Consider the following 16564-nt stretch of genomic DNA (forward strand, 5'->3'; position numbering starts at 1 on the left):
CCCGCCAGAGGCGCAGGGAGAATGCCTGCTTTCAAGTAAATCGACTCTACAAATCAAACTTCCATGATGATCGGTAAAATCATCGGGCTGCGTCTGGTTTTATCATACAGCATGCGCGACAAATCGTCTTTGATTCGGGTCTTTAGCATGCCCCAGTCGGGCACCTTCCCCTGCGCGTTGCTTTCCAGAACATTATATACCAATTTTCTGGCATCGTCCATCAAACTTTCCGATTCCCGCACATAAACAAACCCGCGGGAGACAACGTCCGGACCGGAAACAACGTGGCCGTCCGCCGCGTCAATGGTGCAGACGACAACGATCAGGCCGTCCTCGCCCAAATGCTTTCTGTCGCGCAGCACAATGCTGCCGACGTCACCCACGCCGAGGCCGTCCACCAGAATGCGGCCGGCGGGCACGCTGGGCAGCTGGCGCATGTAATTCTCGTTGATTTCGAGCACGTCGCCGATGCTGCCGATATAGATGTTCGAGCGGCTCATGCCCATGGCCTGCGCCAGCTGGGCGTGCTTTTGCAGATGCTTCTGCTCGCCGTGAACGGGAATAAAATATTTGGGGCGCGTGATGCCCTGCATAATCTTCAGCTCTTCCTGGCAGGCGTGGCCGGACACATGCACCTCGTACATGGATTCGTACACGACCTCGCAGCCGCGCTTCATCAGCTCGTCGATCACGGTGCCGACCGTCTTTTCGTTGCCGGGGATCGGGCGGGCGGAAATGATGATGAAGTCGCCGGGGCCCACCTCCACCTTGCGGTGGTCGGCAAAAGCCATGCGCGTCAGAGCGGACATCGGCTCGCCCTGGCTGCCGGTGGTGATCAGCACGATCTGCTCTTTGGGGTAGCGGCGGATCATATCGATGTCGATGAGAACGCCGTCGGGAATATCGAGGTAGCCGAGCTCCTGCGCAATGCCCATCACATTGAGCATGCTGCGGCCGGACAAAGCCACCTTGCGCCCGTATTTTACGGCGCAGTTGATGATCTGCTGCACGCGGCTGATATTCGACGCGAACGTCGCGATGATAATGCGGCTTTTTTCCGCGCGCAGGAACAGGTTTTCAAAGGACCGGCTGACCGTGCGCTCCGTCATGGTAAAGCCGGGGCGCTCCGCGTTGGTGGAGTCGGCCAACAGGGCCAGAACGCCCTCCTTGCCCAACTGGGCAAACCGACCGAGGTCGATCATTTCGCCCTGTGTGGGAGTGCAGTCGATTTTAAAGTCGCCGGTGTGCACCAAAGTGCCCGCGGGCGAATGGATCGCGATGCTGACGGCATCGGAAATCGAGTGGTTCACGTGGATGAACTCGCAGGTCATGCAGCCCAGCTTGACCGTATCGCCGGGGCGAATCACGTTCATCTTTACTTTGCCGGCCAGGCCGTGCTCCTTGAGCTTGCCGCCCACCAGCCCCAGAGTAAGGGCCGTTCCGTACAGCGGCAGATTGACCCGTTTGAGCAGGAACGGCAGAGAACCGATGTGATCCTCATGCCCGTGGGTGAGCACGATGCCGCGAATTTTATCAATGTTGCGCTCGACAAAGGTAAAATCGGGAATAACCAGGTCTACGCCGAGCATGTCCCCATCCGGGAATGCCATGCCGCAGTCGATGATCATCATATCGCCCTCGCACTCAAACAGGGTGAAGTTCTTGCCGATTTCATTCAGGCCGCCGAGGAAATAGACCTTAATGGAGGGCTTTTCCTTCTGCGGTTCCTTTCTCGGCTTTTTGCGCGCCTGTTTTTTTGCCTGCTTTTGTACCTGGGCAAGCACCTCCGGCAAGAGGGCGCTCTTTTCCGGCTTGCGGGGAGCGCTCTTTGGCGCGTTCTTCGGTGCTTCCTTCGCGCGCGGCTGCCTGCCGCCGCCTTGGCCGCCCTTCTTTTGCGATCTGGGCGCGCTTTTGGGCGCAGCCTTAACGGCGGCTGCTTTTTCCGTTTTCTCCGCCGTCTTCTCCGCTTTCGCCAGCCTGCTCTCTTCCGCTTCCGCGGCCTTCTCCGGCTGCTTGCGGGCCACCACTTTTCCGTACAAGGTGCCCGGCTTCTTTTCAGCGCCGGCAGGCGAATGATTATTCATTTTTTCTGTCACAAAATAACCTCCATTTTAATTTGGGGACACAACCACCACAGCCTGCGCACAAACGGTGCCGCAGACCTACTATGCAGACGCATACAGGGGAATATCCGATTGTCTATATCCATCGCGGGGCTGCCGCGAAAATGAACGATTCACTGCGGATTTTATGAATTCTTCGTGGGGAGAATATCCTCTTATCCGCTTTATATGATTGGTTTTATTGTAACCTGATTGCCGCATGATGTCAAGCACGGCACAAAGCGAAGCCAACCGACGCCCGGCGGTTGCGGTGCGCGGAAAAGGTTGGTATAATAAGACCATACGCCGCACCATACAGGCGGAATCCCCGCTTTGGGCGCGCGGCAAATTCCACCCTGCCGCCGGATGCAAGGCGTCATTTCATCATTTTTATATTGAATTTAATATGATTTGTGTTTGCGGCTTGTGCTGTGATAACTGCGGAATTCCGCTCCTGGGCCGCGGCGGCAGAATACAACATTTCTTGCTTTTATTAAAATATAGTATGCCAACATCTCACAGAAAAAAACAAAGAACGGAGACAGCGGACGTGAAACAAGTAGAAATTTTTACAGACGGAGCCTGTCAGGGGAATCCCGGCCCGGGCGGATGGGGCGCGGTGCTGCGGTACCAGGGCCGCGAAAAAGAGATCAGCGGCGGCGAGGCGCACACCACCAACAACCGTATGGAGCTGAGCGCCGTGATCGAGGCGCTTTCTCTGTTGAAGGAGCCCTGCGACATCACGCTCTGGAGCGACTCCAAATACGTCTGCGACGCAATTGAAAAAGGATGGGCCAAGGCCTGGCGAAAAAACGGCTGGAAAAAGGCTGATAAAAAACCGGCTCTCAACAGCGATTTATGGGAGCGCCTGCTGAATCTGCTGGAGCAGCACCGCGTGACGATCCGCTGGGTAAAGGGCCACGCGGGGCACCCGGAAAACGAGCGCTGCGACCGGCTGGCGGTGGCGGCGGCAGAACAATTCAAAAAGAAACCATAATGTGCCCGATATAAGAACCAACTTGCAGCACACGGAACCGCGCCGGGCACGGCGCACGGAGGAATTCTCATGAACCGATTTGTATATGCAGATAATGCGGCCACCACGCCGATATCCGAGCCCGTACTGCGGGCTATGATGCCGTATCTCACCGAGAGCTACGGAAACCCCTCGAGTCTCTATTCCAAGGGGCGCGAGGCCAAACGCGCGCTCGAGCTGGCGCGCGAGGACATCGCGGAGTGCATCGGCGCGAGGCCCTGCGAACTTTATTTTACGGCTGGCGGCAGCGAATCGGACAACTGGGCAGTTAAGGGGATTGCCCGTGAGCTCGCGCCGCAGGGCAAGCGCCACCTGATCACCACCCGCTTTGAGCACCACGCCGTGCTGCATACCGCTGGAGCTCTGGAACGCGAGGGCTTTTCTGTCACGTACCTCGACGTCCATGAAAACGGTCTGGTGCGCCCCGAAGAGGTAGCGGCAGCCATCCGGCCCGACACCGCGCTCGTATCCGTGATGTACGCCAACAATGAGATCGGCACGATTCAGCCAATTGCACAGATCGGGGCAATCTGCCGGGAACACGGCGTACTGTTCCACACGGACGCGGTACAGGCGGTGGGAATCCTGCCGATCAATGTAGCCGAGCAGAACATTGGCCTGCTTTCGCTTTCCGGCCACAAGCTGCATGCGCCCAAGGGCATTGGGGCATTGTATGTGCGCCGGGGAATCCTGATTCAGAACCTGATCGACGGTGGCGCGCAGGAGCGCGGGCGGCGGGCGGGAACGGAAAACCTCGCATCGATTGTGGGGCTGGCCGCGGCGCTGCGCGAGGCCTGCATCTCAATGGAGGAACGTGCCGAACGCCTGCGTACTCTGCGTGACTGCCTGATCGACGGCGCGCTGAAAATTCCCGGCAGCTCATTGAATGGCGACCGCGAACATCGTTTGCCCGGCAACGTAAGTCTTTGCTTTGAGGGAGTTGACGGTGAAGCGATGCTTCTGCTTCTCGACCGCCAGGGCATCTGCGCTTCTTCCGGTTCGGCCTGCACCGCCGGCTCCTTAGATGCCAGCCACGTGCTGCTGGCGCTTGGGATTCCTGCGCAGCTCGCCAAGGGCTCCCTGCGTCTGACGCTGGGCGAGCAGAACACCGAGGAAGATATCGAGTATATTCTGAGCGTACTCCCGGCGGTGGTGGAGCGCCTGAGGGCAAGTTAAACCTGCCTATCCGTTACGGGACAGCCTGGAAAGGGCTTTTACTCCGCCCGCTGCTCCCTCACGCGTACTCTGGCTGTTTTCTCATGAAAACAGCCTTTTTGGGAATTGATACGATTAACAAACAGTAAAATCGATTGTGTTTTCAACATACAGTTAACTAATTGTCGAAAACACAATCAGTTTTAACAGGAGCAAAACAAATTTCACCATTGACAAAGCCGGTGAAATCCGTTATTCTGAAAGCATTCCGAAGAAAGGTACGGTATTTAAAAGCCATGCGCAATTGCTGATCTGACTAAAACCATCATAAAAGAATGGTAAAACGGGTGAAGTGCGCCCGTTGGTGTCGGATTGGCGTATCAAAAAGAATCAGCGCAGGGGCTTGTTCCGCTCGGGGCAGGCTGTTACTGTGTATTTTTGTTATGATCTTTCCGACACATCCAGAGGATGCAAGGAGAGATTTTTTTGATATTACTGGAAGTTTTTGATTTAAAAAAATATTACGGCGATCGGCTGATTCTCGATCTCCCTCGCCTGACGGTTTATACCGGTGACAAAATCGGTATTGTCGGCGAAAACGGCGCCGGAAAAACAACGTTAATGGAGCTGCTGGCCGGGGAGACCGAACCGGAAGAAGGTTCCGTGCGGCGCATGTGCCCTGTTTCATATCTACGCCAGTTCTCACAGGAGAAGCCCGACCCCGAGGCAATCCGTCGGTTCCTGCCGGGCGATCGCCTTTCGCATGAGCGCCTGAGTGGAGGTGAGCAGACGCGCCTGAAAATCGACAATGCACTGTCGCGCTCCGGCTGCCTGCTGATGGCTGACGAGCCGACCAGCAACCTGGATTATGCGGGAATTCAGATGCTGACAAAACGGCTGAAATCTGCCGAAACGCTGATCCTGATCAGCCATGACCGCGCTTTGCTGGACGCTGTCTGCAATCGGATTCTCGAAATCCGCGACGGCAGCGTGACCGAATACACGGGCAATTACAGCGCGTATGCCCGGCAAAATCAGGAAGCCCTTGAGCGCGCAGAATTTGAATACCAGCAGTATGCAGACGAGCGGGCGCGGCTTCAAAAAGCGATCGTCGGTACCCGGGAGCGCGCGAAAGGCATCCGCAAGGCACCAAAGCGCATGGGCAATTCCGAAGCTCGTTTGCACAGGCGGGAGTCCACAGAAATCGCCAAAAAGCTGCATAAAAGCACCCAGGCGATGGAATCGCGGCTGGAACGGCTGGAAGAGCGGAAAAAACCGCGCGAGCTGACGCGCATTCAGCTCGATTTTTCGCTGACAGACCCGCCGCAGAACAAAATTGTTTTTTCCTGCCGGGGCCTGACTTTCGGCTACGGAGAAAATCTTCTGTTTCAGAATGCCGGCTTTGAGATAAAAAACCACACGCGTACAGCCGTAATTGGAGAAAACGGCGCGGGAAAGACAACATTGTTTCGCCTGATTACAGAGGAAAACAGCGCTATTTCGTGCGTACCCAAGGCCCGTATTGGTTATTTTCGCCAGGAATTTGAGAATCTGGATGAAAATCAGACTGTACTGGAAAATGCGCTGGCACACAGCGTGCAGCCCGAAAATACGGTGCGCACCATACTGGCTCGTCTGCTTTTCCGCGGGGACACGGTGCAGAAAAAAGCCGCCGTTCTCAGCGGCGGAGAAAAAATCAAACTGTCGCTGGCACAACTGCTGGTATCGGATACGAATGTTCTGCTGCTGGATGAGCCAACAAACTACTTGGATCTGCCATCGATTGAAGCGGTCCAGCAAATCCTTTCGGATTACCCCGGCGTTCTGCTGTTCATTTCTCATGACCAGTCGTTTGTGGATGCGGTGGCAAATCGCCTGCTGCTGATCGAAAACAAGCACATCCGCGCGTTCGACGGCAACCTCTCCGATTACCAGCGCCAGATGCAAACCCCACGGCAAAAACCGGACGCTGCACAGCGGATGGTGCTGGAAACACGTCTGGCCCGCATTGTATCGGAGCTGTCGATGCCCGGCGCGAAGCGCGAAACGCTGGACGAAGAGTACCGCTCTGTTCTGGAAGAGCTGAAAAGCCTCGCGGACTAAGGCAGCCTGAGCCTGAAAAGGCGATTTTTTGAAAAAACTTTGCTGTACGGGCTTCGCTCCCTCCTCAAGCTGGGGCGAACCCGCCTTTTGGTGCTTTACACTTCAGTTATAAAAATGAGTTTTTTGTTCGCGAATCGCCGCAGAGTTTCCGCTTATTCCCAGGCCAAGTTGACTTTTTGTCTTTATTTTATAAGAGTATCCACGAAAGATTTTGTCTTTCTTTTGATGGTTTCTTTGCAGCCTATCTGCCGGCGCAGAACTTGCCCCTCATGCCCTGCACCAGCAGAAATGAAATGCGGGAACACCCGCTTAAAATGACCCATTAAAAATTTGATTAATAGACAAAAGTAAGCGTCCACTCCAACACAAAGGGCAAGCTTGTGTAGCAGAAACCTCGCGCGGGAAAAACTGCTAAAACTTCTTCCGTTGTCGCAAACAATCAATCCTTCTGACTTGAAGGGTTTTGAAAAAAGCAAAAGAAAGCCCTCCCAAATCGGGAGGGCTTTCTCTATTCATAAAACCGATCGAAACAGTTCGATCAGATCAGCTCAATGATCGCCATTTCGGCTGCGTCGCCGCGGCGCGGCCCGATCTTTGTGATGCGGGTATATCCGCCCTTACGGTCGGCATATTTGGGGGCAATCTCAGAAAACAGCTTGTGGGTCACATCTTCCTTTGTAATAAAGGAAAGTGCCATGCGCTGGTTATGCAGATTGTTCTCCTGCGCCAGGGTAATCAGCTTCTCCGTCAGGGAGCGAACCTCTTTGGCGCGGGTTACTGTGGTCTCGATTTTGCCGTTTTCAAGCAAAAAGGTAACCATGCCTCTCAGCATCGCAGTTCTATGAGCAGTATCTCTTCCGAGCTTTCTGGTTCCAGGCATCGAAATATCACTCCTTTTACCTTAGGTTGCAAGTTATTTGCTAATCCATTATTCGTCGTCCTTGCGCAGGCTAAAGCCGAGGGAAGCCATCTTCCACACAACTTCCTCCAAAGACTTGCGGCCCAGGTTGCGAACCTTCATCATGTCTTCCTCAGACTTGTTGATCAGGTCCTCTACCGTATTGATGCCGGCGCGCTTGAGGCAGTTAAAGGAGCGTACGGAAAGATCCAGCTCTTCGATGGTCATCTCCAGTACCTTTTCCTTGCCCTTCTCGTCCTTTTCCACCATGATCTCGGTGCTGCTGCCCTTATCAGACAGATCCACAAACAGATTCAGGTGTTCGGTCAGCACCTTGGCGGCCAAAGAAACGGCCTCCTGTGCGCTGATCACGCCGTTCGTCCACACATCCATGGTCAGCTTGTCGTAATCGATGCTCTGACCTACGCGGGTATTCTCGACATTGTAATTCACTTTTAAAACCGGGGTATAAATAGAATCGACCGGAAGTTCACCAATCACGCTGCTGTTGCTGCCGCCGCGCATGTTCGCCTTGTTTTTATCGGCAGGAACATAGCCGCGGCCCTTATCCAGAGTCAGCTCCATATACAGCTTGGCGCCATCGGACAGAGTGGCGATATGCATATCGGGATTCAGGATCTCCACTTCACTGTCGCATTTGATGGAATTCGCTGTCACTTCGCCGGGGCCCTCCGCGCTGATCTCAACGGTTTTGGGGCCGTCGCAGTGCAGCTTGGCAGTCAATCCCTTGATATTCAGTACGATCTCGGTGACATCCTCTTTCACGCCGGGAATTGTGGAAAACTCGTGCAGAACACCGTCTATCTTAATCGAGGTAACAGCTACGCCCGGCAGGCTGGAAAGCAGCACGCGCCGCAGGCTGTTGCCCAGGGTGGTGCCAAAGCCCCTTTCGAGCGGTTCCACAACAAATATGCCGTGGGTTCCGTCACTGGATAACTCTTCTGTTTCGATTTTTGGCTTTTCGATCTCAATCATCAGCGAACCTCCTTCACACATAAGCAAATTGCTTTGCCGTCATGTACACTGGCCTTGCGCAAAGGCATTACTTGGAGTACAACTCAACGATGAGAGTTTCGTCAACTGCCAGCTCAATGTCTTCACGCTCGGGGAATGCCAGAACCTTGGCTTCGAGAGTGTTACGGTTGAGTTCCACCCATTTCGGTACAGGGCGGGAAGCGTTCGCCTCCAGCACAGCCTTGATCTTGTCGCTGCTGCGGCTAGATTCCTTGATTGAAATAACCTCACCCGGTTTTGTCAGGTAAGAGGGGATATCTACACGCTTGCCATTGATGGTGAAGTGACCGTGAACGACCAGCTGGCGAGCTTCCGCACGGGAACTGCCCCAGCCCAAACGGTACACAACGTTGTCCAGGCGGCTCTCGAGAATTCCGAGCAGCAAATCGCCGGTCTTGCCTTCCATGCGGGTAGCCATGTCATAGTAGCCTCTGAACTGGCTCTCCAGAACGCCGTAAAAGCGCTTGGTCATCTGCTTTGCACGCAGCTGCAGACCGTATTCAGAAGTCTTCTTGCGTCCCTGGCCGTGCTGGCCCGGGGCATATGCTCTGCGGCCAACTCCGCACTTGTCTGTGTAGCAGCGCTCGCCCTTTAAAAAGAGCTTCTGGCCTTCGCGGCGGCACAGCTTGCACACAGCCTCTGTATATCTTGCCATAATAAGGTTGCACCTCCTAAAAAATCGGTTTTGGTACTAAACGCGTCTTCTCTTGGGCGGGCGGCATCCGTTGTGGGGGATGGGGGTCACATCTTTAATCATGCTGACCTCAAGCCCGGCGCCCTGCAGCGCGCGAATCGCGGCTTCACGGCCGGCGCCCGGTCCCTTAACGAAAACCTCTACCGATTTCATACCATGCTCCATCGCGATCTTGGCGGCTGTTTCCGCTGCAGACTGCGCGGCAAAGGGAGTGGACTTTCTGGAGCCTCTGAAGCCCAGCTCACCGGAGCTGGCCCAGGAAATTGCATTGCCCTGCACATCGGTAATGGTAACAATTGTATTGTTGAAAGTAGACTGAATGTGAGCAGCACCGCGTTCGATGTTCTTGCGTTCGCGGCGTCTGCGGACTGCGGTAGTTTTCTTACCGCCTTTTTGTGCTGCCATCTGAGTAATCCCTCCTGACTTCGCTTATTTCTTCTTGTTTGCCATGGTTTTTCTGGGGCCCTTGCGAGTGCGGGCATTCGTCTTGGAACGCTGGCCGCGAACGGGCAGACCCTTGCGATGACGGATTCCGCGGTAGCAGCCGATTTCGATCAATCGTTTGATGTCGAACGCCACGTCGCGACGCAGATCGCCTTCCACGCGGCAGTTGTGGTCGATATACTCTCTCAGCTTTGCAGTGTCGTCTTCAGACAGATCGCGAACGCGGGTGTCCGGACTGACACCGGTTGCCTTCAGAATATCATTGGCAGTCTTGCGGCCAATTCCAAAAATATAGGTAAGCCCAATTTCAATGCGTTTGTCTCTGGGCAAATCGATACCTGATATACGCGCCATACTGGTTGCACCTCCATAAGATCAAATTACGCCATCAGCCCTGGCGCTGTTTATGCTTGGGATTCTCACAAATAACCATGATCTTTCCCTTGCGCTTAATGATTTTGCACTTCTCGCAAATTTTCTTTACAGAAGGTCTGACTTTCATTCTGTGCGCCCTCCTTGATGAAGTCGTTAAACAAATCGGATTTCACGGTTTTATTTCGAACGCCAGGTGATACGTCCGCGTGTAAGGTCATAGGGCGAAAGCTCTACGGTAACCTTATCGCCAGGCAGAATGCGGATGAAATTCATACGCAGCTTGCCGGAGATATGCGCCAGTATCGTGTGGCCGTTCGGCAGCTCTACGTTAAACATCGCGTTCGGCAGAGCTTCTGTTACGGTACCTTCTATTTCGATCACATCTTGTTTTGACATAAATCAGCATAACCTCCTCTTGCAGAAATCAGCTGTCCTGCGAAAAGCGCCGCAGGGCACAGCGGATTTCACGGTTGGTGTTCATCGAGCTAAGCAAGGTGTTTGTCGCGGCAAGGTGAACCGGGTTCTTGCGTTTGGGTCTTTCGAGCGGGCGGTGTTTTCCGTCGCAGACAACAACCTCGCGGCCGGAAGCCTCCAGCACCACTAAAAATTCACCTTTGTCGCGCCCTCTTAGTGACCGGACAACAAGCCCTCTAACAAAATCCATCCTGATTCCCCTTAATCCGGTAAGGTCAAAATGACAGGACCATCCGCGGTGATGGCAATCGAATGCTCGTAATGAGCGGCCAGCTTGCCGTCTGTTGTAACGGTGGTCCAGCCGTCAGATAATGTTTTGACGGTATGCACTCCGGCATTCACCATTGGCTCAATGGCTATCGTCATGCCAGGTAACAATCGCACGCCCCGGCCGGGCGCGCCAAAATTCGGTACACTAGGATCTTCGTGCAGCTTCGCGCCTACTCCGTGGCCGACAAAATCGCGTACCACCGAGTAACCGCGTGCTTCGACATACGTTTGCACCGCATGGCCGATATCGCCAACCCTATTGCCGGCCTTTGCGGCGCGGATGCCCTCGTAAAGGCTCTCTCGGGTCGTATCCATCAGGCGCTGTGCTTCGGGGGAAACATCGCCGCACGCGAACGTGTAGGCGTTGTCGCCTGTAAAGCCCTCATAAAACGCGCCGATGTCGATGCTGACAATATCACCGTGCCCCAGGATCAAATCCTTGCTGGGTATGCCGTGGATAACCACATTATTCACCGAAATGCAGGCGCTGGCCGGAAACCCGCCGTATCCCAGAAAGGAAGGCTTTGCACCCTCGCTTTCGATATAGCGGCGGGCAATGCGGTCGATCTCCCAGGTAGAAACACCGGGTTCGACCGCCTGGCCTGCCAGTTTTAATGCATTGGCTGAAATTCTTCCCGCTACCCGCATCGCTGCAAGCTCGCGGCTTGTTTTAAGCACAATCATGACTGCGCCTCTTCCAATATAGCAAGAGTCTTGCGGGTCGTATCCGCAATATGCTCTTCCCCTTCCACAATGAACAGTTTGCCCTGCTTCTGGTAATATTCCTTCAGCGGCTCAGTCTGCTCATGGTAAACTTTCAGCCGTTCCTTCACTGTTTCGGGCTGGTCATCCTTACGCTGAGAAAGGGTGCCGCCGCACTTGTCGCAAACGCCCTCCACCTTGCTGGGTTTATACCGCACATGGTAGATTGCGCCGCAGTTGTCGCAGACACGGCGTCCGGATATTCTGGCGACGATGTCCTCGTCGGTCACCTCGATATCGATGACCTTATCGATCGGAAATCCCATTTTATCCAGAGCCTCGGCCTGAACAATGGTTCTCGGGAAACCGTCCAGGATAAATCCATTTTCACAGTCGCCCTTTGCCAGTCTTTCCTCGATGATACCGATCACGATCTCATCGGGGACCAGCTGGCCGGCTTCCATATAGGACTTTGCTTTCCGGCCCATTTCAGTACCGCTTTTCAGCGCTTCTCGAATTATCGTTCCCGTAGAAATGGCGGGAATAGACAAACGCTCGCAGATTACTTCAGCCTGCGTGCCTTTGCCGGCGCCCGGAGCGCCAAGAAGTATGATTTTCATAATCCTTTTCCCTCTCTCCCCATGTTGTTTTCAAAAGCCTACCTGTCAATCAAGAAAGCCCTTGTAATGGCGCATCATCATCTGAGACTCCATCTGTTTGACTGTATCCAGAGCGACGCCTACCAAAATGATAAGAGAGGTACCGCCCAGAGACATGTTGTGCATTCCTGTTGCCGCACCGAAAATAATGGGCAGCAGGGCAACTACAGCCAGGAACAAAGCGCCAATCAGGGTAAGCTTGGAAAGGATTCTAGAAATAAAATCGGAGGTCGGCTTGCCGGGGCGAACACCCGGAATCGTACCGTTGCTTTGACGAAGATTATTGGCCATTTCAATCGGATTATACTGAATGGTAACATAGAAATACGCAAACATAACAATCAGAAGGAAATACACCAGCGAGTACATCCAGCCGGTAGAGGAGAAGGCATCCAGGAAACCTTTCCAGAAACCGCTCTTCGGGTTGGTGAACAGCTGAATGGTGCTGGGAATGGCCAGGATCGAGCTTGCGAAGATGATCGGCATAACGCCGGACATCGCAATCTTGATCGGAATATGGCTGGCCTGACCGCCATACATTTTGCGTCCCACCATGCGCTTGGCATACTGGATCGGAATCCGGCGCTCGGAGTTGTTCATCAGAACGATGAACCAGATGACCGCCAGGAACAAAACGACGAAGATCGGAACAAACGCATAATACTTGCCATAGGTGGAAGGATCCTGATTGGCAATCTGCAGGTATTTGCCCAGCGTGTTCATGATATGCGGCATACGCGCCACAATACCAGAGAACAGCAGGATCGAAATACCGTTGCCGATACCGTACTTGTTGACCTGCTCGCCCATCCACATCATCAGCGCCGTACCGGCGGTGAAGGTGAAGATGATAACCACAGCCGAGAAGGCCTGCTCCCAACCACTGTTGAACATGGTGATGGGGGTTCCCTCATAAGAGCTGTTGTGCAGATAGAAGTAGTAAGCGGTACCCTGAATCAGGCCCAGCACAACGGTGACGTAACGGGTAATGGCGGCAATCTTCTTGCGGCCCTCTTCGCCCTCTTTGGCCAAGCGCTCCAGAGGAGGCAGGGCCACAGTCAGCAGCTGCAGAATAATGGAGCTGTTGATGTAGGGTGTAACGCTCATGGCAAACAGGGTAGCGTTTGCGAACGCACCGCCGGAGAGCATATCTAAATACCCCAGCGCGTTGCCCGACTCGCCAACCTGGCCCATTAAACCCTGCAGGGCTTCCACGTTCAGGAAGGGCACCGTAATCACGGCGCCAAACCGGAACACAACGATTATGAACAGTGTAAACAGAATTTTTTTACGCAGATCGGGAATTGCCCAGGCATTCTTCATTGTAGAAAACAACTCAGATCACCTCTGCCTTCCCACCGGCAGCCTCAATCTTCTGCTTTGCCGCTTCAGAGAAGGACGTTGCCTTTACTGTCAAGCTTTTGGTCAGCTTGCCGTTTGAAAGAATCTTCACTCCGTCAAAGGAATTTCTCACGATGCCGGCATCCAGCAGAGCCTGAATATCGACCACCGCGCCGTTCTCAAAGGATTCCAGTGTACCAACGTTGATCGCAACGATGTCCTTCGCAAAAATATTGACAAAGCCCCTTTTGGGAAGTCTTCTCTGCAGAGGCATCTGGCCGCCTTCGAAACCTGCACGGAACCCACGGCCAGCTCTGGCCTTCTGGCCCTTATGACCCTTGCCGGAGGTTTTGCCCCAGCCGGAGCCGTGTCCTCTGCCGATTCTACGGGCCGTTTGGGTGGACCCGGGTACTGCAGATAAGTCATGCAACTTCATTTACTCGCACCTCCTTGCTTACGCTTTGCTTACCTCGATGAGGTGGATAATCTTTGCCACCTTGCCTTTGGTCTGAGGATTATCGGGCTGCGTAGTGCAGTCGCCGATCTTATGCAAACCAAGGGACTGAGCGGTCGCAATCTGGTCCTTGTGGCTGCCGATCAGGCTTTTTACCAACTTGATGTGAATCTGTGCCATATTGCTGCCCCCCTTGTTACAGAATCTCTTTTGCCGATTTACCGCGGATCGCAGCAACCTCTTCGGCAGTGCGCAGCTGAGCGAGACCTTCAATGGTCGCGCGAACCACGTTGCACGGGTTGTTGGAGCGCAGTGCCTTGGTACGGATGTCTTTAATACCAGCAGATTCTACTACCGCACGAACCGCACCGCCGGCGATAACACCGGTACCGGGAGCGGCGGGCTTCATCAGCACGCGGCCTGCGCCGTATGCGCCGATGACTTCGTGAGGAATTGTGCTGCCGCGCAGAGAAACCTTGATCAGGTTCTTCTTGGCGTCCTCAATTCCCTTGCGGATGGAATCCGGAACTTCTCCTGCCTTACCAATACCGAAACCGACTGTTCCGTTGCCGTCACCGACAACTACCAGAGCGGCAAACTTGAAGATACGTCCGCCCTTTACGGTTTTGGATACGCGGTTGATGGCAACCACGCGCTCTTTCAGATCCAAAGTAGATGCGTCAATTCTAGCCAAAAGTATTCCTCCTTCTCTCAGAACTTGAGGCCGCCCTCGCGGGCGCCTTCGGCCAGCTCTTTGACGCGGCCGTGGAAAATATAACCGCCGCGGTCGAACACGACCTCGGTGATCCCCTTCTCAGCCGCGCGCTTAGCGATCAGTTCGCCAACCTGCTTTGCGGCTTCCTTGTTTCCGCCATTGCCAGTAAACTCTTTGTCCAGCGTGGAAGCTGCCGCGAGAGTAACTCCCGCAACATCGTCGATAATCTGGGCGTAGATGTTCTTGGCGGAGCGGAATACATTCAGGCGCGGGCGCTCTGCAGTGCCCGTAACCTTGCCGCGCACACGACGGTGGCGGTTCAGTCTGGCTTTATTTGTATCAGCCTTGTTCACCATATTGATTCACTCTCCTTCAGTTACTTCTTCGAGCCCTTACCGGCCTTGCCTTCCTTACGGCGGACAAATTCACCAGCATAACGAATTCCCTTGCCCTTATACGGCTCCGGCGGACGTTTCTCGCGGACTTCCGCGGCAAACTGGCCAACCTTCTGCTTGTCGATCCCATGAATGATGATCTTGTTGGGCGTGGGAGCTTCGATCTGGATCTCGTCTGTCTCAGACACGATCACCTGATGGGAATAACCCAGGTTCATGACCAGGTCCTTGCCCTGCTTCTGCACACGGTAACCAACACCCAGAACGTCGAGCTCCTTCTTGAAGCCCTCTGTCACACCGACCACCATGTTGTGCACCAGCGTGCGGGTCAGGCCGTGCAGCGCACGGTTTTCCTTCTCGTCGTTCGGGCGGGTCACGATAAGCTCGCTGCCCTCCTGAGAGATCGTCATGTTCGGGTGGAACTGCTGTGTCAGAGTTCCCTTTGCTCCCTTAACAGTAACAACGTTGCCGTCGATTTTCACTTCGACGCCAGCGGGAATATTTATGGGTTTTCTTCCAATTCGCGACATAATAGCACCCCCTTGTTTACCAAATAAACGCCAGAACTTCGCCGCCTACATTCTCTTTGCGCGCCTGACGGTCCGTCATGACGCCCTTGGAGGTAGAAATGACCGCGATGCCGAGGCCCTTGAGAACCTTGGGCAGATCTTCTGCGTTGGAATAAATGCGCAGGCCGGGTTTCGACACTCTGCGCAGGCCTTTGATGACGGGGGTCTTGCCCTCGCCGTACTTCAGATTCACTTTCAGAATCCCCTGTTTGCCGTCCTCGATCACCGTGTAGTTCTTTACATATCCCTCTTCAACCAGAATCTTGATGATAGACTCTTTCATGTTGCTCTTGGGGATCTCAACGGAATCGTGCTTGGCAGCATTCGCGTTGCGAATACGGGTGAGCAAATCAGCGATTGTATCTGTAATCTGCATACCGTTCCCTCCTTTGCTTTACCAGCTGGCTTTTTTCACGCCCGGGATCTCACCCTTATGGGCAAGCTCGCGGAAGCATATGCGGCAAATCCCGAACTTGCGGAGATAAGCATGCGGCCGGCCGCAGATTTTGCAGCGGTTATGCTCTCTGGAGGAAAATTTCGCCGTCCTCAGCTGTTTGATTTTCATTGATGTTTTGGCCACAATAATCCCTCCTTATCTCGCAAACGGAGCGCCCATCAGCGTCAGCAGCTCGCGGGCCTCTTCGTCGGTTTTTGCGGTGGTTACGAAGCAGATATCCATTCCGCGCACCTTGTCGATCTTATCGTACTCGATCTCGGGGAAAATCAGCTGCTCCTTGATGCCCATGTTGTAGTTGCCGCGTCCGTCAAAGGAATTCGGATTGATCCCTCTAAAGTCTCTGACGCGGGGCAGCGCGACGTTGAAGAAACGGTCGATAAACTCATACATGTTCTCGCCTCTGAGCGTAACCTTCACGCCGATGTTCATGCCTTCACGCAGCTTAAAGTTCGCAACGGATTTCTTCGCCTTGCAAACCTGGGGCTTCTGGCCGGTAATCGCTGCAATGTCAGTCATGATGGCGTCGATTACCTTAGAATTGTCACGGGCTTCGCCGGCGCCTACATTGATGACGATTTTTTCGAGCTTGGGGATCTCCATCACGCTCTTGTAGCTGAATTTCTTCATGAGCGCGGGCGAGACCTCCTGCTTGTAAAACTCCTTCAGTCTGGCCATGTCGTATTCTT

The 16564-nt window shown here is 54.1% G+C and carries 24 protein-coding genes; 3 read left to right on the forward strand and 21 right to left on the reverse strand.

Annotation, left to right across the window (positions count from 1 at the left end; translation table 11 throughout):
* Positions 1 to 53: 53 nt before the first annotated feature.
* Positions 54 to 2096, reverse strand: a complete 2043-nt coding sequence (locus tag TY09_RS04745) for a ribonuclease J (protein ID WP_020073826.1) — start codon at positions 2094 to 2096, stop codon at positions 54 to 56.
* Between the two features lie 556 nt (positions 2097 to 2652).
* Between TY09_RS04745 and rnhA the strand changes: the two genes are divergently transcribed.
* The 3 genes from rnhA (at position 2653) to abc-f (ending at position 6396) form a co-directional block, all read left to right on the forward strand.
* Positions 2653 to 3099 carry a ribonuclease HI gene (gene rnhA, locus TY09_RS04750; protein ID WP_020073827.1) on the forward strand — a complete coding sequence of 149 codons (447 nt, stop codon included), beginning with the start codon at positions 2653 to 2655 and terminating at the stop codon, positions 3097 to 3099.
* Between the two features lie 69 nt (positions 3100 to 3168).
* Positions 3169 to 4314 carry a cysteine desulfurase NifS gene (gene nifS / locus TY09_RS04755; protein WP_042431610.1) on the forward strand — a complete coding sequence of 382 codons (1146 nt, stop codon included), beginning with the start codon at positions 3169 to 3171 and terminating at the stop codon, positions 4312 to 4314.
* Positions 4315 to 4779: 465 nt separating this feature from the next.
* Positions 4780 to 6396, forward strand: coding sequence for a ribosomal protection-like ABC-F family protein (abc-f, locus tag TY09_RS04760; RefSeq protein ID WP_042431613.1), 1617 nt, complete (start codon positions 4780 to 4782; stop codon positions 6394 to 6396).
* A gap of 182 nt (positions 6397 to 6578) precedes the next feature.
* Here abc-f and TY09_RS04765 read toward each other — a convergent pair whose 3' ends face one another.
* The 20 genes from TY09_RS04765 to rplE all read right to left on the reverse strand — a co-directional run bounded on the left by TY09_RS04765 (position 6579) and on the right by rplE (position 16553).
* Positions 6579 to 6872 carry a hypothetical protein gene (locus TY09_RS04765; RefSeq protein WP_042431615.1) on the reverse strand — a complete coding sequence of 98 codons (294 nt, stop codon included), beginning with the start codon at positions 6870 to 6872 and terminating at the stop codon, positions 6579 to 6581.
* Between the two features lie 62 nt (positions 6873 to 6934).
* On the reverse strand, positions 6935 to 7276 hold the full coding sequence (gene rplQ, locus TY09_RS04770; protein WP_027103984.1) for a 50S ribosomal protein L17: 342 nt from the start codon (positions 7274 to 7276) through the stop codon (positions 6935 to 6937).
* A 48-nt stretch (positions 7277 to 7324) separates the two neighbouring features.
* A complete protein-coding gene (locus TY09_RS04775; protein ID WP_009065658.1) occupies positions 7325 to 8290 on the reverse strand; it encodes a DNA-directed RNA polymerase subunit alpha in 966 nt (321 codons plus the stop codon).
* A gap of 67 nt (positions 8291 to 8357) precedes the next feature.
* Positions 8358 to 8984, reverse strand: coding sequence for a 30S ribosomal protein S4 (gene rpsD / locus TY09_RS04780; RefSeq protein ID WP_009065549.1), 627 nt, complete (start codon positions 8982 to 8984; stop codon positions 8358 to 8360).
* A 36-nt stretch (positions 8985 to 9020) separates the two neighbouring features.
* Positions 9021 to 9428: a 30S ribosomal protein S11 gene (gene rpsK / locus TY09_RS04785; RefSeq protein WP_009065718.1), complete on the reverse strand. Its 408-nt coding sequence runs from the start codon at positions 9426 to 9428 to the stop codon at positions 9021 to 9023.
* A 24-nt stretch (positions 9429 to 9452) separates the two neighbouring features.
* Positions 9453 to 9821 (reverse strand): 30S ribosomal protein S13, encoded by a 369-nt coding sequence (rpsM, locus tag TY09_RS04790; protein WP_009065609.1) that lies wholly within the window; start codon positions 9819 to 9821, stop codon positions 9453 to 9455.
* Between the two features lie 34 nt (positions 9822 to 9855).
* Complete coding sequence (rpmJ, locus tag TY09_RS04795; RefSeq protein WP_009065749.1) at positions 9856 to 9969, reverse strand: 50S ribosomal protein L36; 114 nt, start codon at positions 9967 to 9969, stop codon at positions 9856 to 9858.
* Positions 9970 to 10019: 50 nt separating this feature from the next.
* Positions 10020 to 10238 carry a translation initiation factor IF-1 gene (infA, locus tag TY09_RS04800; RefSeq protein ID WP_009065662.1) on the reverse strand — a complete coding sequence of 73 codons (219 nt, stop codon included), beginning with the start codon at positions 10236 to 10238 and terminating at the stop codon, positions 10020 to 10022.
* A gap of 28 nt (positions 10239 to 10266) precedes the next feature.
* Positions 10267 to 10506 (reverse strand): KOW domain-containing RNA-binding protein, encoded by a 240-nt coding sequence (locus TY09_RS18255; RefSeq protein WP_147584612.1) that lies wholly within the window; start codon positions 10504 to 10506, stop codon positions 10267 to 10269.
* 11 nt (positions 10507 to 10517) lie between these two features.
* Positions 10518 to 11270, reverse strand: coding sequence for a type I methionyl aminopeptidase (map, locus tag TY09_RS04805; RefSeq protein WP_009065594.1), 753 nt, complete (start codon positions 11268 to 11270; stop codon positions 10518 to 10520).
* The gene (locus tag TY09_RS04810; protein ID WP_009065695.1) at positions 11267 to 11908 is read right to left on the reverse strand and encodes an adenylate kinase; all 642 of its coding nucleotides are present in this window, start codon (positions 11906 to 11908) and stop codon (positions 11267 to 11269) included. The genes map and TY09_RS04810 overlap by 4 nt, the downstream gene beginning before the upstream one ends.
* Before the next feature lie 45 nt (positions 11909 to 11953).
* Entirely contained in the window at positions 11954 to 13282 is a 1329-nt protein-coding gene (gene secY, locus TY09_RS04815; RefSeq protein ID WP_009065626.1) for a preprotein translocase subunit SecY, read from the reverse strand.
* Position 13283: 1 nt separating this feature from the next.
* Positions 13284 to 13724 carry a 50S ribosomal protein L15 gene (gene rplO, locus TY09_RS04820; protein ID WP_009065690.1) on the reverse strand — a complete coding sequence of 147 codons (441 nt, stop codon included), beginning with the start codon at positions 13722 to 13724 and terminating at the stop codon, positions 13284 to 13286.
* Positions 13725 to 13742: 18 nt separating this feature from the next.
* Complete coding sequence (gene rpmD / locus TY09_RS04825; protein WP_009065558.1) at positions 13743 to 13922, reverse strand: 50S ribosomal protein L30; 180 nt, start codon at positions 13920 to 13922, stop codon at positions 13743 to 13745.
* 16 nt (positions 13923 to 13938) lie between these two features.
* Positions 13939 to 14436: a 30S ribosomal protein S5 gene (gene rpsE, locus TY09_RS04830; protein WP_009065707.1), complete on the reverse strand. Its 498-nt coding sequence runs from the start codon at positions 14434 to 14436 to the stop codon at positions 13939 to 13941.
* 17 nt (positions 14437 to 14453) lie between these two features.
* The gene (rplR, locus tag TY09_RS04835; protein ID WP_009065573.1) at positions 14454 to 14813 is read right to left on the reverse strand and encodes a 50S ribosomal protein L18; all 360 of its coding nucleotides are present in this window, start codon (positions 14811 to 14813) and stop codon (positions 14454 to 14456) included.
* Between the two features lie 20 nt (positions 14814 to 14833).
* On the reverse strand, positions 14834 to 15382 hold the full coding sequence (rplF, locus tag TY09_RS04840) for a 50S ribosomal protein L6 (RefSeq protein WP_009065734.1): 549 nt from the start codon (positions 15380 to 15382) through the stop codon (positions 14834 to 14836).
* Positions 15383 to 15398: 16 nt separating this feature from the next.
* Positions 15399 to 15797, reverse strand: a complete 399-nt coding sequence (rpsH, locus tag TY09_RS04845) for a 30S ribosomal protein S8 (protein ID WP_009065517.1) — start codon at positions 15795 to 15797, stop codon at positions 15399 to 15401.
* 18 nt (positions 15798 to 15815) lie between these two features.
* A complete protein-coding gene (locus TY09_RS04850; protein WP_009065714.1) occupies positions 15816 to 16001 on the reverse strand; it encodes a type Z 30S ribosomal protein S14 in 186 nt (61 codons plus the stop codon).
* 12 nt (positions 16002 to 16013) lie between these two features.
* Positions 16014 to 16553 (reverse strand): 50S ribosomal protein L5, encoded by a 540-nt coding sequence (rplE, locus tag TY09_RS04855; RefSeq protein WP_009065758.1) that lies wholly within the window; start codon positions 16551 to 16553, stop codon positions 16014 to 16016.
* Positions 16554 to 16564 lie beyond the last annotated feature (11 nt).

This window comes from Faecalispora jeddahensis, assembly GCF_000577335.1.
Lineage (GTDB): Bacteria > Bacillota > Clostridia > Oscillospirales > Acutalibacteraceae > Faecalispora > Faecalispora jeddahensis.

Excerpts from the sequence above, each read along its gene's own strand:
- TY09_RS04775 (WP_009065658.1), bottom strand. The coding sequence starts at position 8,290 with ATGATTGAGATCGAAAAGCCAAAAATCGAAACAGAAGAGTTATCCAGT.
- rpmD (WP_009065558.1), bottom strand. The coding sequence starts at position 13,922 with ATGGCACAGATTCACATCAAGTTGGTAAAAAGCCTGATCGGCAGCCAC.
- map (WP_009065594.1), bottom strand. The coding sequence starts at position 11,270 with ATGATTGTGCTTAAAACAAGCCGCGAGCTTGCAGCGATGCGGGTAGCG.
- rplQ (WP_027103984.1), bottom strand. The coding sequence starts at position 7,276 with ATGCCTGGAACCAGAAAGCTCGGAAGAGATACTGCTCATAGAACTGCG.
- infA (WP_009065662.1), bottom strand. The coding sequence starts at position 10,238 with ATGTCAAAACAAGATGTGATCGAAATAGAAGGTACCGTAACAGAAGCT.
- rpsH (WP_009065517.1), bottom strand. The coding sequence starts at position 15,797 with ATGCAGATTACAGATACAATCGCTGATTTGCTCACCCGTATTCGCAAC.
- rpsM (WP_009065609.1), bottom strand. The coding sequence starts at position 9,821 with ATGGCGCGTATATCAGGTATCGATTTGCCCAGAGACAAACGCATTGAA.
- rplR (WP_009065573.1), bottom strand. The coding sequence starts at position 14,813 with ATGGTGAACAAGGCTGATACAAATAAAGCCAGACTGAACCGCCACCGT.
- TY09_RS04810 (WP_009065695.1), bottom strand. The coding sequence starts at position 11,908 with ATGAAAATCATACTTCTTGGCGCTCCGGGCGCCGGCAAAGGCACGCAG.
- nifS (WP_042431610.1), top strand. The coding sequence starts at position 3,169 with ATGAACCGATTTGTATATGCAGATAATGCGGCCACCACGCCGATATCC.
- TY09_RS18255 (WP_147584612.1), bottom strand. The coding sequence starts at position 10,506 with ATGGATTTTGTTAGAGGGCTTGTTGTCCGGTCACTAAGAGGGCGCGAC.
- rpmJ (WP_009065749.1), bottom strand. The coding sequence starts at position 9,969 with ATGAAAGTCAGACCTTCTGTAAAGAAAATTTGCGAGAAGTGCAAAATC.
- rplE (WP_009065758.1), bottom strand. The coding sequence starts at position 16,553 with ATGGCCAGACTGAAGGAGTTTTACAAGCAGGAGGTCTCGCCCGCGCTC.
- rpsK (WP_009065718.1), bottom strand. The coding sequence starts at position 9,428 with ATGGCAGCACAAAAAGGCGGTAAGAAAACTACCGCAGTCCGCAGACGC.
- rplF (WP_009065734.1), bottom strand. The coding sequence starts at position 15,382 with ATGTCGCGAATTGGAAGAAAACCCATAAATATTCCCGCTGGCGTCGAA.
- rpsD (WP_009065549.1), bottom strand. The coding sequence starts at position 8,984 with ATGGCAAGATATACAGAGGCTGTGTGCAAGCTGTGCCGCCGCGAAGGC.
- rplO (WP_009065690.1), bottom strand. The coding sequence starts at position 13,724 with ATGAAGTTGCATGACTTATCTGCAGTACCCGGGTCCACCCAAACGGCC.